Source organism: Salinicola peritrichatus (assembly GCF_003206715.1).
Taxonomy (GTDB): Bacteria; Pseudomonadota; Gammaproteobacteria; order Pseudomonadales; family Halomonadaceae; genus Salinicola; species Salinicola peritrichatus.
The window spans coordinates 16,795-29,970 of sequence record NZ_PZJU01000003.1 but is presented as its reverse complement, the minus strand read 5'-3'; the positions used below and the strand labels follow the sequence as shown (position 1 = coordinate 29,970).

Below are 13,176 nucleotides of genomic sequence, written 5' to 3'. Positions count from 1 at the left end.
GCGTTGCGCGGTGCTGGAGCGCCAGCCCGGTCGGAATCCTCACCTATACCCCATAGGCTCCGGTTCCTGCGCTCCGTACGCCTTGCGCTTCATCCTGCTCGACGATTTATTCAGCATTTCCTTGAGTCGCTTTATTAACGTGATTAAAACAACTCATGACTGACGATGTTGCGGCGACGGAAACCTGGGTATATTTTGTCAACCATGGTTTAATTTGATAACCGAGGACGTTAATCGCGTTCCGGTCGGTTTGGCAAATCCGAGAGATGACCGTGACCAACATGCTGATCGATTCTCGCGACGGGAGCGGGGCGACGCCGACGAGCAGCCGACGTCGGTCGGTCGTGTCGCGTTTTCTGCCGTTTTTCGGTCCGGCGTTGATCGCCGCGGTGGCTTATATCGATCCCGGTAACTTTGCCACCAACATCGAGGCCGGTTCGCGCTATGGCTATACCCTGCTGTGGGTGGTGCTGTGGGCCAACCTGATGGCGATGCTGATTCAGACGCTGTCGGTGCGCCTGGGCCTGGCGACCGGGCGCAATCTGGCCGAGATGATTCGGAATCGCTATCCGCGCCCGTTGGTGTGGTTCTACTGGGTGCAGGCGGAGCTGGTGGCGATTGCCACCGATCTGGCCGAGTTCCTGGGCGCGTCGCTGGCTTTCAACCTGCTGTTCGGGTTGTCGATGCTCGAAGGGGCGCTGCTGACCGGCGCGATCACCTACGCCGCGCTCTATATGCAGCGCTACGGCTTTCGCCTGCTGGAGGTGCTCATCGGCAGCATGCTGCTGGCGGTGGCCGCCGGTTTCGTCATGCAGATCGTGATGGGGCGCCCAGAGGCCGCGCCGGCGCTGGAAGGCTTGCTGTTGCCGCATTTCCCCGACGGCTATGCGGTGTTCCTGGCCGCCGGCATCCTGGGCGCGACGGTGATGCCGCACGTGATCTATCTGCATTCTTCGCTGTCGCAGCGGCGTATTCCGGTAAAGACCGATGAACAGCGGCGTCGCGCCATGCGCTACTACCGCTGGGACGTGATCATCGGCATGGGCATCGCGGGCATCATCAACCTGTCGATGCTGGCCTTGGCCGCGGCGGTGTTCTTCGACAACGGTCGTACCGGCGTGGCCTCGATCGAGCAGAGCTATCAGTTGCTGGCGCCGCTGATGGATCGCGAACTGGCGAGCACGCTGTTCGGCTTCACGCTGTTGATGGCCGGGTTGTCGTCGTCGATCGTCGGCACCATGGCGGGGCAGGTGGTGATGCAGGGTTTCGTCGGCTTTACCATTCCGATCTGGCTGCGGCGCCTGTTGACCATGCTGCCGGCAATCGTGGTGATCATGCTGGGCTTTCCGGAGCAGCAGGTGCTGGTGGCCAGCCAGGTGGTGCTCAGCTTCGGCATTCCGTTCGCGCTGATCCCGTTGATCCAGTTCACCGCGCAGCACGATTTGATGGGTAATCTGGTCAACCGGCGCTGGGTAACGTTGCTGGGATGCGCGGTGGCCGGTGTGATCATCTTGCTGAATGGTTATGTGTTGACCTTCGAGTTGCTGTAGGCTCTCTATGTCGTGAGCGGAATGGCTCCTGTCTGCCACCCGTTCGCCCCCATTCGCCGTTGATGAGAGCGCCATGTCAGCACCACCACGACCACGTTATGCCCGTTTCGAGCGGACGCGCCTTGACCATCAGCAAGAGTTGGTGGAGGACTACGTGGAGGAGATCGCTCAACTGCATCGTGATCACGGCGAGGCCCGCGCCAGCGATCTGGCCGAGCGCTTCGGGGTCAGTGCGGCGGCGGTATCGAAGGTGATCGCGCGGCTCAAGCGCGACGGCCTTGCCGAGGCGCGTCCCTACCGTGGCGTCTTCCTCACCGACAAGGGGCGGGAACTGGCCGAAAAGGTGGAGGCGCGTCACCAGCTGGTGTTGTCGACGTTGCTGGCGCTCGGCGTGCCGCCGCACGTGGCCGAGGCCGATTCCGAAGGGATCGAGCACCACTGCAGCGACGCCACGGTGGAGGCAATGCAGCGCTTCCTGGAATCCCACCAAGGTTGATCCCGGCAGTGGCTGGGTTCGCTTCGACTTTGGTGGTAGACTTTCGCCGCTCGAATAGACTCCACGCATTTCGCAACGTGCGCGTTGCCACAGACATGGCTGGTTCCATGCAATCAAGAAACGACAGCGTCGCCGATCGGATGACGCCACCCTAGCGTAAGCCCCCTCCCGCGTGAGTCTTCGCTCGCGCATCGCCGCCGCCGATGCACTTGCGCATCGACATGGCGGTTTCGTTCGTCCTTTTTTCATTCATGCCTTGTGCTTTCATTCATGTTTAATGCCGCGATTGTGCCTCGTACCGCGACGTTGGGGTCCGGTCCGTCCACCGCCGGAGAAGCGAGGCCGCAGATGATGCCCGCCACGCTTGCCGGTACCGGAAATGACGCGGCTCATGACAGGGAACTGCCCATGTTCGACTCGATAAGACAACAGTGGTTTTCCAACATTCGCGCCGATGTGCTGGCCGGCGCCGTGGTCGCCATGGCGTTGATACCGGAAGCGATCGCGTTTTCGATCATCGCCGGCGTCGATCCCAAGATCGGCCTTTACGCCTCGTTCTCGATCGCGGTGGTGATCGCCTTTACCGGTGGCCGGCCGGGGATGATCTCGGCCGCCACGGGGGCCACGGCACTGGTCATGGTGACCCTGGTGCGCGATCACGGCCTGCAGTATCTGCTCGCGGCGACGCTGTTGACCGGGGCGATACAGATCGTGTTCGGTTATCTGCGCCTGGGCAACCTGATGCGTTTCGTTTCGCGTTCGGTGGTCACCGGCTTCGTCAACGCGCTGGCGATCCTGATCTTCATGGCGCAACTGCCGGAGCTGACCGGCGTCACCTGGCACGTGTATGCGATGACCGCCGCCGGGCTGGCGATCATCTATCTGTTTCCCTATCTGCCGAGAGTCGGCAAGACGCTGCCGTCGCCACTGGTGTGCATCGTGGTGCTGACCATCGTCTACATGGTCAGCGGCATGGATATCCGTACCGTCGGCGACATGGGCGAACTGCCGGACTCGCTGCCGGTATTCCTGTGGCCGGACGTGCCGCTCAACCTCGAAACACTGATGATCATCTTCCCCTATTCGCTGGCGATCGCGGTGGTCGGCCTGCTGGAGTCGATGATGACGGCCACCATCGTCGACGAACTGACCGACACCTCCAGCGACAAGAACCGTGAATGCAAGGGGCAGGGCGTGGCCAACATCGCCAGCGGTCTGCTCGGCGGCATGGCCGGCTGCGCGATGATCGGCCAGTCGGTGATCAACGTGAAGTCCGGCGGGCGCACGCGGCTGTCGACGTTCATCGCCGGCGCCTTCCTGCTGGTCCTGGTGGTGTTCCTCGGTGACTGGGTTTCGCAGATTCCGATGGCCGCGCTGGTGGCGGTGATGATCATGGTCTCGATCGGCACCTTCAGTTGGGAGTCGATTCGCGATCTGCGCCGGCACCCGCTTTCCACCAACATCGTCATGCTGGCCACGGTGATCGTGGTGGTGGCGACCCACAACCTGGCCATCGGCGTGCTGGTCGGCGTGCTGCTGGCGTCGCTGTTCTTCGCCAACAAGGTGGGCCAGATCCTCTACATCGGGAGTCGCATGGACGAAGACGGCAGGACTCGCGACTATGAGGTCGTCGGCCAGGTGTTCTTTGCCTCGTCGACCCGGTTCAGCGACAGCTTCGACTTCAAGGAGGCGGTCGAGCGGGTCAGAATCGACCTCTCCCGGGCGCATTTCTGGGACATCACCGCGGTTGGCGCTCTCGACAACGTGGTGATCAAGTTCCGCCGCGAGGGGGCCGAGGTCGAAGTGGTGGGCATGAATCAGGCCAGTGCTACCCTGGTCGATCGTTTCGGGGTGCATGACAAGCCGGATGCTGTAGAGAAGCTCATGGGCCACTGACCAGGAAACCTCTGATTAACTGCTGCGCTCGATAGCTTGATCGGTGGCGGTGCTGGTGCGCCAGCCCGGTCAGAATCCTCATTTAACACCGCGTAAACTCCGGTTCTTGCGCTCCGGCAGCGACCAATCTCTCATCGCTCGCGACGTTAATCAGAGGCTCCTGGACGTCTAGCCCGAAAAGTCAGACTCGACGATCCAATCAGCACGGCTAAAGGAGAAAACCATGAGTGAACGCCCGATGCTGGAGCGACAAGTACTGGCCTGTATCGATGACTCTCCCCATGCGCTGGCGGTATGCGCCGCCGCGTCCTGGGCCGCCGAACGTATCGGTGCGCCATTGGAGCTGATGCATGTGCTGGGCAAGGTGCAGGAATTGGGGGAAGCCGATGCCAGCGGCCAGATCGGCCTGGGCAGTCGCGAGCACCTGCGTGAACAATTGACCCGGCTCGACGAGCAGCGCGCCAAATTGACCCAACAACATGGCCGCGAGCTGTTGGCCGCCGCGCAGGCGCAGGCCGAGCGCAGCGCGCCGAATACCCCGGTGTCGGTGGCGCTGCGCCACGGCGAGCTGGTCGAGGCGCTGAGCGAACGCGAGGCGCGCACGCGCCTGGTGGTGCTAGGCAAGCGTGGCGAGTCGGCGGACGCGGCGCGCGAGCACCTCGGCAGCAATCTGGAACGGGTGGTGCGGACGCTGCATACGCCGATTCTGGTCACGCCGGCGGAATTTCACGCCCCCTCGCGTCTGCTGCTGGCCTTCGATGGCAGCCAGACCACCCGCAAGGGCGTGGAGATGATCGCCGACAGCCCGCTGCTCAACGGTCTGGTCTGCCATGTGGTGACGATCGGCGCCGGCACCGACGATCAGCGCGCCCAGCTCGATTGGGCGCTGAACCGGCTGCGCGAAGGCCAGGTCGAAGCCGAGGGCAGGATTCTCGCCGGCGATGTCGACGAAGTGCTCGCCGACTACGCCGATCAGCAGCAGATCGACCTGATGATCATGGGCGCCTACGGCCACTCGCGGATTCGTCACCTGCTGGTCGGCAGCACCACCACGGCGATGCTGCGGCAGGTGCGGAGTGCAACGCTCATATTGCGCTGAGAACCTGTCTACGATCTGCTGCGCGTCGGCCCAACTTTGTTGAGCCGGAGCGCAGCGGAGACAACAGCCGAAGGCTGGCCCGTAGGGCGAGCGAAGCGAGTCAAACACTTTCGGAATGCTCATTTAGCCCCACGTAAACTCGTACGCGAGCCCGGTCCTTCCTCAAGTGTTTTCGCCCCGAATTATCCAAAAATCGAGGCTCTAGCTCGCGAGATCGTAAACAGATTCTGAATTTGAACCAGATTCAGGCATCGTCCCGCGCGGGCGGCGCCGGTTGATGCTGCAGGAAGTGCGACAGCTTCTCGGGCTGGCTCTCGCCGACCTGGCACAATTGCCGGGCGATCTCGGCATACTGCATCAGGGTCGGCGCCATCAGACGCTGGCGGTGGGCGTCGGTCGCGTGGTGTGCCGCCTCTCTGTCCAGCCACTCGAACAACCGGGCCAGGCGCGTGTAGGTCACATCGCCGCGCCCGCTGTTGCCGCGCAGGGCGTCGATCGCCAGGCAGCGCATGACGCTGCGTTTGTTGGGGTCGAGGCTTTCCTTGTCCAGCAGCGCTTCGGTGTGCTGGGCGAACTGCGCCATCAATTGCGATAGCTCCGCCGCTTCCAGCTGACGCCGCACGGCCTGCTGGCTTTCGATCAGCGCTTGCTGCTGGCGGCTGAGCCTACGCACCAGAATGACCAGCTGCACGCAAAGCCAGCCGGCCAGCACCAAGGTCAGCAGGTAGATGCCGAGCGGCGCCAGTGCCTCGCTCGGCAAGGGCCAGCGGACCTCGCTGGCGAGTACGCCGCCGGCAGCGAGTGCCAGCAGGACGATGACGATCAGGGCGATGGAGACGCCGGATTTCATACCTTATCCATTCGCGAGGACGAGAGTCGCCGATGAGGTTGTCTATCGGCCTGAAGAGTCCATCCTTGAGCTAGAACATGCCGCCATTGACCGCGATAACCTGGCGCGTGATGTAGGCGGCGTCCGGCGAGCACAGGAAGCTCACCGCGGCGGCCACTTCGTGTGCCTCGCCCGTGCGCTGCATCGGAACCAGACGACGGATTTCATCGCGGGGAAGCGCCTCGGTCATGCTCGTCTCGATCCAGCCCGGGGCCACGCAGTTGACCGTGATCCGGCGCTTGGCGAGCTCGACGGCCAGCGCCTTGGTGGCGCCGATGACGCCGGCCTTGGCGGCGCTGTAATTGACCTGCCCCCGATTACCCAACAGCCCCGACAGCGACGACAGCGTGACGATGCGTCCGGGGCGGCGACGCTGGATCATCGGCATCACCAGGGGATGCAGCACGTTGTAGAAGCCATCCAGGTTGGTGCGCAGTACGCTGTCCCAATCGTTGTCGTCCAGCGCCGGGAAGGGTTTGTCCACCGCGATGCCGGCGTTGCAGATCACGCCGTAATAACAGCCGTGCTCGGTGATGTCGGCCTCGAGCACGCGTTTCACCTGCGCGCGCTCGGTGACGTCGAAATGTACCACTCGGGCCCGACGACCCTCGGCCTCGACGGCGGCCTTGACGCTATCGATGGCGTCGCCGGGGCGACGGCTGTGCAGAACCAGGTCGAACCCGTCGCGGGCCAGACGCCGGGCGATCGCTTCGCCGATGCCGCGATTGGCGCCGGTAACCAGGATGGTGTCGGGAACTACGTCTGTCATGGAGTTTCTTCCTATACGCGCCCGAAGCCGCGCGAAAAGCATTTCTCGATATACGCGCCCGAAGCCGCGCGAAAGCATCAGGGGCTATATGGGCAGCGAGTCGGGGCGATAGAGCGTCAGGCTGCCCTCGGCCAGCGGTTTCGAGCCGTCGGCCCAGCGCAGTTCGCCATTGACCTGGGTGACGCCATTGTCGGCGACGAAGTCGATGCTGGCGATGACTCTCACCGTGCGGTCGAATGGCCAGTGCGGCAGATGGCTGCGATAGCGCCGACTGCCGAGCAGCAGACCGGGAGCGGGCGCTTCGCCACGCGCGCTGGCCTGGTAACCGGCCCAGGCGGCGACGGTCTGGGCGAGCCACTCGATGCCGATCCAGGCCGGGATTCCCGCCGCCTCGGCGAACAGATCGTCGCGCCGCGTCACGGTTTCGGCAATGGCACCGCGATCGTCGGCTGCCACCAACGTGCGTAGCAGACACATGCCGCGCGCATGCGGAATCAGTGCTGCGATGGGGCAGGGCAGTGCCGACGTGCGTTGGGATACGCTGGAAGTCGTCATGCGTTCAGGCTCAGCAACAGGCTGGCGTTGTTGCCGCCGAAGGCGAAGCTATTGCTCAGCGCGCAGCGTGGCGCGCGGGCCGGCTTGGCGTCCGAGGTCACCAACGGCAGCGCGGGGATTTCGGGATCGTATTCGCCATCGTAGACGTGACGTGGCAGTCGGCCGTACCGCAGCGTCAGCCAGCAGAAGGCGGCTTCCAGCGCGCCGGCGGCGCCCAGGGTATGCCCGGTCAGCGCCTTGGTCGAGCTGCATGCCGGCGGCGAGCCAAACAGCGATGTGATGGCGGCGGCCTCCATTCGGTCGTTGAGCGGCGTGCCGGTGCCATGAAGATTGAGATAGTCGACCTCGTCGGGCTGAAGACCGGCCATCGCCAGCGCCTGATGCATCGCCTCGACCGCGCCGCTGCCGTCCGGGCGCGGCGCCGAGATATGGTGGGCATCGACGCTTTCGCCAACGCCCGCCAACTGGATGCCGCCGGCTTCCGGGGTGACGATGAACAGGGTCGCCGCCTCGCCCAGATTGATACCGCTGCGCCGGCGCGAAAACGGCTGGCAGGGTTCTTCGCTGACCGCGTCGAGGCTGGCGAACCCATTGACGGTGAGTCGGCACAGGCTGTCGGCACCGCCGGCGATCACCGCATCGCACTGGCCGCTTCTGAGCAGGCGGCGGGCGCTGGCCAGGGCGCGAGCGCTGGAACTGCAGGCGGTCGACAGCGCATAGCACGGTCCCCGCAGGCCGAGCCGCTCGGCGACGAAGCGGGCCGGCGCGCCCAGTTCCTGGCGCGAGTAGGCGAAACTCTCGGGCAGGGGGCCGTCGCGGCCGCTCTCGGCCAGGGCCAGTTCGGTCTCGCCGATGCCCGACGTGCTGGTGCCGATCACCACCCCGATGCGCTCGGCCGGCACCCGCGTCAGCAGGGCGTCGAGCGACTCTCCCAGGCGTTCCAGCGCCAGGGCGAGCAGGCGGTTGTTGCGACTGCGCTGGCCCTTTGGCCAGGCGCTGTCGTCGGGCAGTTCGCAGGTCACCCGGCCCAGTGGCAGCGGCCGGCCGGGGGTAAAGGCGTCGCTGACGCTCAAGCTTCGCTCGCCGGCGAACAGCGCCCGGGCGACGGTTTCCAACTCGTCGCCGAGCGAACAGACCACGCCGGGGCGGGAGAGGCGGCAGTCGAAAGGGGTGTTCATGCGTCGCCGTTCTCCTGTAGGGGCGTGATGGTCAGGCGATAGCCGCCCTGGCGGTCGTCGAGGGTCAGCTCGCGGGGGCGCTGGCGGTCCGGTGCCGGTGTGATCCGCGCAACGAGTCGGCCATGATAGCGGATCTCGCGGGAGGCATCGGTTTCGGCGACGTCCCAGGCGCTGTCGGCGAAGGCGCGCTGCAATGCAGCCAGCGGCCACAGGCTCCACTCCAGGCGCGAGGCCAGCCACTCTGGCGGCATCGGCAACGTTGGCTCGCCCGGTGCGTCTCCGGCCTCGAAGCGCGCGCCGTCGGCGTCGCGCACCAGCGTGGTCAGGCGCTGGCCGTAGGGTGAGACCAGCACCGCCCGCAACTGCTCGGGCGTGATGCGGATGAACGCGATCAGCGTGCGTGCTTCACCGTCGTCCGGCTGCAAGGTGAGACGGCTCGACAGCGTATCGTGGGTGGTCGCGGCGGTCAGCGGCGGTGCGGGCGACACCGGTGGTGACAGGCTGCAGGCCGCCAGCGCGAGCGCCAGGCACAACAGCGCGAGTCTCGCTACGATGGCGCTCATGGATCGCTCCCCGAGGCGGCGGCGCGCTTTTCGCCGTGCAGACGACAGAGCGTGGCGAGGGTATCGATATGCTTGCGCGAGGCGCTGGCGAAGGGATTGCTGCGATCCCAGGCGTAGCCGGCCAGGATCGCGCTGATCCGCGCCTTGATCTCGGGCGGCGCGTCGGCATGGAAGATGATCGTCTGCAGGCGCTCGTCGTACCAGGCGTCGACGAAGGCGCGGAAGGTGTCGATCCCCGCGCGCAGCGGAATTTCGAACTCGGCTTCCCAGTCGACCGCGTCTCCGGCGAGCTGGCGTTCGACCAGCGGCGCGGCCAGGCTCGCCGAGCGCAGGGCGATGGTCACGCCGGAGGAGAATACCGGGTCGAGGAATTCGCCGGCATTGCCCAGCAGCGCGTAGCCTGGACCGTGCAGGCGCTCGACGTCCGCCGAGTAGCCGCGCAGTTCGCTGACCGGCCGGATGGCGCGGCAGCCCGCGAGCAACCGGCGAAAGCGGGGCTCGGCGTCGATCAGCGCCCGCCAGCGCGCCTCCAGGGTAGTACCGCCGGCGGCGAGTTTGTCGATGTCGCCGACCACACCGACCGAGGCGCGGTGATCGCGAAACGGAATCAGCCAGTACCAGATACCGCCATCCTCGGGATGCACGCCGATCAGGATCTTGTCGCGGTCGTGCATGGGGTCTTCGATGCGCTCCTCGACGTGGGTGAAAAGCGCCGCGCGTGGTTCTTGCCGGGCGTCGCGCTCGAGATCTTCGAGGCGCGCCAGCACGCGGCCGTAGCCGCTGGCGTCGAGCACGAAACCGGCGCGCAGCGTGCGCGTTTCGCCGTTCTCGTCGCGAACTTCCACGCACGGACGTTCGCCATCGGCATGAAAGGCCTCGACGCTGGCGCCGAACTCGACCGTCGCGCCCTGGGCCTGGGCAGCCTCGATCAGGCGCTGATCGAAATCGGCCCGCGCGACCTGGAACGTGGTGCCCCAGCCTGGCGTGGACTTGTCGCGGAAATCGATCGCCGTCTCTTGTCCGCGGCGGGTGAAGGCGGCGCCATTCTTGGGCTGGTAATCGGCGGCCATCACCGTCTCGAGCAGGCCGGCCTCCTCGAGATGGCTCATGCACTGGGGCAGAAGACTCTCGCCGATCGAGAAGCGCGGAAAGTGGCCGCGTTCGAGCACGTGCACGCGCCGGCCGCGCCGGGCCAGGCTGGCCGCCGCGGTGGCGCCGGCGGGGCCGGCACCGATAACGATGATCTCGAAATCGGCTTCAGACATGCGCGCTCTCCTTGCGTCCGGCGAGAGGCCCCGCGGGGCGTACCCAGGGAACCAGACCCCACACGCTGGCCAGCCCGATCAGGCAGGTCAGCCCCAGATAGTGCAGTGCCGGCGTGGCACTGAAGGCCAACATGCCGAACGCCAGCAGGCTGGTCAGCGTCGACAGTGTGATCGCCAGCCAGGCCGACGACTGCCTGGCATATTCCACGTTGAAGATACCGGCGTCCAGGCCGATTCCCAATACCAGCAGCAGGCCCAACTGGTTGAAGATGTTGAGCGGCACGCCGGTCAACGCGAACAGCGCGAGCACGATCAGCGTGGCGCCGAACGGCGGGACGATCACGCGCCAGGCCTGGCTGCGGTAGCGCCAGATCAACACCAGGCTCATCACCACCATCGCCAGCACGACCCAGAGCGCGGTGTGGCGGCGCAATTCGCCGAGCAATTGGCCGATGCGCGAGACCCGATCGACGAATTCCACCCGCGGTTCGCCATCCGCGATGGCCCGCAGCCGTGCGGTCGTCCGGGCGTCGCGCGTGCCTTCCAGCACGATGGTGGCGGCGACGCCGTCATGGTTGGGCTGAAAGGCACCGGTATCGCCCAGCCACAGCCGCTGTTGCAGGCCGCCCAGCGGCGTCTTCAGCCAATCCGCCAGCGTCAGCCGTGGCGCGCGATCCAGCCGGGCACGCGCCGCATCGGCGACCTCGGCCGGCAAGCCGGCGCGCTGGATCAGAGTCTCCAGGGGGCTGCCATAGAGCCGCCGCACGCGTTCGAGATTGGCGTCCTGCTCGGCCGCCGTCGGCACCGAGCGCGCCAGCGATTGATAGTCGATCTCGAGGCCCCCGGCGATGGCCCGGTCGAGCGCGGCATCGATCCGCCCCAGCCGTGCAAGCAGCGCCTGAGTGTCGTCGGCCTGGACCAGAAAGTAGCGATTGCCGGTATCGCGATGCAGCAGTTGCTGGGCGCGCTGCTCGTCGTGCATCAGTTCGGCCGGGGATGGATTGAGCAGTTCGAGGCTGTCGTCGCTGGTCAACCGGGCCGCGCAGATGGCGATCAGCACGCCGGCGGCGATCAGTGCGACCACGGGATGGAGTCGCCAGCGCGGCTGGCACAGCCGCCACCAGCGTTCGGCGAGACGGGCGGTGAAGGGGCTGGCATGGAGCCTGAGGCGCGGCAGCCACAACACCACGGTCAGCCAGGCGCCGACCAGGCCGAAGGCGGCGAACGCCGCCATCTGGCGCAGGCCCGGCATCGGCGTCAGCGCCTGGGCGGCGTAGGCGATCACGCTGGAGATCAGGCCCAGGGTCAGGCTCGGCAATAGCCGGCGCAGACGGAACCCCCGGCCATGAATGACGCGATCGCACTGCAGGTGCAGGACGTAGTCGATGGCGATGCCGATCAGGCTGGCGCCGAACGCCAGCGTCAGCAGATGGAGCCGGCCGAACAGCCCCAGGGTCAGCGCCAGCGCGAACAGTGACCCGGCCAGCAGTGGCACCATCAGTTGCAGCAGTACGCGCGGCGAACGGAACACGAAACCGATGATCACTACCACGCCGAGCAGCGAAGCGGCGCCGATGGTCGACATCTCGTGACGCGCCTGGCGGGCCCCGGCGGCGGCGTGGAACACCAGGCCCGAGCGCACCAGTTCGGCATCCGGATGCGCCTGTTGGAAGCGTTCCAGGGTCGCATGCAGCGCCCGCTGCAGCGGCAGGTCGTAGGGCGAGCCCGCGAGTTCGCCGATCAACACGCTCCAGTCGTGCCCTTCGGCTTTCACGGTCAACAGGCCGTCGGCGGCACCGATCGGACTGTGCGGCTGGTACGCCAGCCAGGCATCCAGCAGGCCGAACGGATCGGCGACCGGATCGGGCCGGGCGGTGGGCGAAAACAGCGCCCGCAATGCCGGCTCGACCAGCGCCTCGCCGCCATCGCGGTCGATCGCGCGCTGCCATTCCGGCGTCAGCAGGCGATAGCGCCACTGACCCATCCAGTCATGCGGGTCGGCGTCGGCGAGGTCGAGCTCGCGCCAATCGACGCTGGCCAGTCGGTCGTCTTCGACCAGTTGCTCGAGCGCCTTGCCCAGCGCTCTGGTGGCGGCAACGCGATCATCGGCACGCAACAGCAGCAGAAAGCGATTCTCGAAGCCACGGCCGAGTTGCCGGTCGGCGCGTTCGACCAGCGGGGCCTGGCGGTCGGCCGGCAGCAGCGCGGTCAGGTCGGTGTCGGCGGGCAGACCGTGGCGCAGCATCCAGCCCAGCCATACGGCGCAGAGCGCCAGGATACCCAGCCAGGCCCAGCCGAGCGCCTGCTGACTCCGGACATTCATGGGGCGTCGGCGAGCGGCTGCTGGTCGAACAGGCGGACCTCGAGACGATCGCCCGTCGGTGTGTGCATGTCGAGGTGATCGATATAGCGACCGCCATCGAGGGTGATGTTCTCGATGCGTTCACGCAGGGCCGGCTCCTTCGGCGTCAACGCCACCTGCCAGGCATCCCGGTCTCCATCGAGCGCCAGCTCGAAGCGCGACTCCAGCGCCTGCCAGTCGCCCTCCAGCAGTTGCAGGAAGAGCTGCGCGACCTGCTCGCCGCCGGGAGGCGACGCATCGCCGCTGCCGTTGACGATGGCCTCCGGGGTCAGCTCGATGCGCTCCTCCACCGGGGATTCCAGTTGCCAGACCACCCGTTCGCCACGCTCGAAACGGAACTTTCCCCGGCTCGTCAGCGAACTGTCGAGATCCGCCAACTGGCGCTGCTGCTCGAAGCGGCCGGTCAGCGAGGGCGTGGCGGCGAGCTGGCGGTGCAGGTCGTCGAGGTCGAAGGCGTGAGCGGCGAGCGGCAGCCAGAGCAGGAGGCTCGCCAGAAGCGTGCGAAGCGGCATATCGACATTCCCTGTTGTGACAAAATCGTCTCTTGCGCAAAA

The 13,176-nt window shown here is 66.1% G+C and carries 12 protein-coding genes; 4 read left to right on the top strand and 8 right to left on the bottom strand.

Annotated features, from left to right (window positions below):
* Positions 1-281 precede the first annotated feature (281 nt).
* The 4 genes from DOM57_RS00880 (at position 282) to DOM57_RS00865 (ending at position 5,041) form a co-directional block, all read left to right on the top strand.
* Positions 282-1,550, top strand: coding sequence for an Nramp family divalent metal transporter (locus tag DOM57_RS00880; protein WP_110647358.1), 1,269 nt, complete (start codon positions 282-284; stop codon positions 1,548-1,550).
* Between the two features lie 73 nt (positions 1,551-1,623).
* A complete protein-coding gene (gene mntR, locus DOM57_RS00875) occupies positions 1,624-2,046 on the top strand; it encodes a manganese-binding transcriptional regulator MntR (RefSeq protein WP_110647354.1) in 423 nt (140 codons plus the stop codon).
* Positions 2,047-2,454: 408 nt separating this feature from the next.
* The gene (locus tag DOM57_RS00870; protein WP_110647353.1) at positions 2,455-3,942 is read left to right on the top strand and encodes a SulP family inorganic anion transporter; all 1,488 of its coding nucleotides are present in this window, start codon (positions 2,455-2,457) and stop codon (positions 3,940-3,942) included.
* A gap of 241 nt (positions 3,943-4,183) precedes the next feature.
* On the top strand, positions 4,184-5,041 hold the full coding sequence (locus DOM57_RS00865; protein WP_110647357.1) for a universal stress protein: 858 nt from the start codon (positions 4,184-4,186) through the stop codon (positions 5,039-5,041).
* A 244-nt stretch (positions 5,042-5,285) separates the two neighbouring features.
* On the opposite strand, the gene DOM57_RS00860 is transcribed toward DOM57_RS00865, so the two are convergent.
* The 8 genes from DOM57_RS00860 to DOM57_RS00825 form a co-directional block, all read right to left on the bottom strand.
* Positions 5,286-5,891, bottom strand: a complete 606-nt coding sequence (locus tag DOM57_RS00860; RefSeq protein ID WP_110647352.1) for a hypothetical protein — start codon at positions 5,889-5,891, stop codon at positions 5,286-5,288.
* A gap of 70 nt (positions 5,892-5,961) precedes the next feature.
* Positions 5,962-6,699, bottom strand: a complete 738-nt coding sequence (gene fabG, locus DOM57_RS00855) for a 3-oxoacyl-ACP reductase FabG (RefSeq protein ID WP_110647351.1) — start codon at positions 6,697-6,699, stop codon at positions 5,962-5,964.
* 84 nt (positions 6,700-6,783) lie between these two features.
* The gene (locus DOM57_RS00850) at positions 6,784-7,254 is read right to left on the bottom strand and encodes a hotdog family protein (protein WP_110647350.1); all 471 of its coding nucleotides are present in this window, start codon (positions 7,252-7,254) and stop codon (positions 6,784-6,786) included.
* On the bottom strand, positions 7,251-8,432 hold the full coding sequence (locus DOM57_RS00845; RefSeq protein WP_110647349.1) for a beta-ketoacyl-ACP synthase: 1,182 nt from the start codon (positions 8,430-8,432) through the stop codon (positions 7,251-7,253). The genes DOM57_RS00850 and DOM57_RS00845 overlap by 4 nt, the downstream gene beginning before the upstream one ends.
* The gene (locus DOM57_RS00840; RefSeq protein WP_110647348.1) at positions 8,429-8,995 is read right to left on the bottom strand and encodes a DUF3261 domain-containing protein; all 567 of its coding nucleotides are present in this window, start codon (positions 8,993-8,995) and stop codon (positions 8,429-8,431) included. Before DOM57_RS00840 ends, DOM57_RS00845 begins: the two co-directional genes overlap by 4 nt.
* On the bottom strand, positions 8,992-10,260 hold the full coding sequence (locus DOM57_RS00835; protein ID WP_110647347.1) for an NAD(P)/FAD-dependent oxidoreductase: 1,269 nt from the start codon (positions 10,258-10,260) through the stop codon (positions 8,992-8,994). Before DOM57_RS00835 ends, DOM57_RS00840 begins: the two co-directional genes overlap by 4 nt.
* Positions 10,253-12,583: an MMPL family transporter gene (locus DOM57_RS00830; protein ID WP_110647346.1), complete on the bottom strand. Its 2,331-nt coding sequence runs from the start codon at positions 12,581-12,583 to the stop codon at positions 10,253-10,255. Before DOM57_RS00830 ends, DOM57_RS00835 begins: the two co-directional genes overlap by 8 nt.
* Complete coding sequence (locus tag DOM57_RS00825; RefSeq protein ID WP_162619404.1) at positions 12,580-13,134, bottom strand: LolA family protein; 555 nt, start codon at positions 13,132-13,134, stop codon at positions 12,580-12,582. Before DOM57_RS00825 ends, DOM57_RS00830 begins: the two co-directional genes overlap by 4 nt.
* Positions 13,135-13,176 lie beyond the last annotated feature (42 nt).

Bases quoted from the DNA above. Each gene is read 5' to 3' on its own strand.
- DOM57_RS00880 (WP_110647358.1), top strand. From the start codon at position 282: ATGCTGATCGATTCTCGCGACGGGAGCGGGGCGACGCCGACGAGCAGC.
- mntR (WP_110647354.1), top strand. From the start codon at position 1,624: ATGTCAGCACCACCACGACCACGTTATGCCCGTTTCGAGCGGACGCGC.
- DOM57_RS00870 (WP_110647353.1), top strand. From the start codon at position 2,455: ATGTTCGACTCGATAAGACAACAGTGGTTTTCCAACATTCGCGCCGAT.
- DOM57_RS00860 (WP_110647352.1), bottom strand. From the start codon at position 5,891: ATGAAATCCGGCGTCTCCATCGCCCTGATCGTCATCGTCCTGCTGGCA.
- fabG (WP_110647351.1), bottom strand. From the start codon at position 6,699: ATGACAGACGTAGTTCCCGACACCATCCTGGTTACCGGCGCCAATCGC.
- DOM57_RS00850 (WP_110647350.1), bottom strand. From the start codon at position 7,254: ATGACGACTTCCAGCGTATCCCAACGCACGTCGGCACTGCCCTGCCCC.
- DOM57_RS00845 (WP_110647349.1), bottom strand. From the start codon at position 8,432: ATGAACACCCCTTTCGACTGCCGCCTCTCCCGCCCCGGCGTGGTCTGT.
- DOM57_RS00840 (WP_110647348.1), bottom strand. From the start codon at position 8,995: ATGAGCGCCATCGTAGCGAGACTCGCGCTGTTGTGCCTGGCGCTCGCG.
- DOM57_RS00835 (WP_110647347.1), bottom strand. From the start codon at position 10,260: ATGTCTGAAGCCGATTTCGAGATCATCGTTATCGGTGCCGGCCCCGCC.
- DOM57_RS00830 (WP_110647346.1), bottom strand. From the start codon at position 12,583: ATGAATGTCCGGAGTCAGCAGGCGCTCGGCTGGGCCTGGCTGGGTATC.
- DOM57_RS00825 (WP_162619404.1), bottom strand. From the start codon at position 13,134: ATGCCGCTTCGCACGCTTCTGGCGAGCCTCCTGCTCTGGCTGCCGCTC.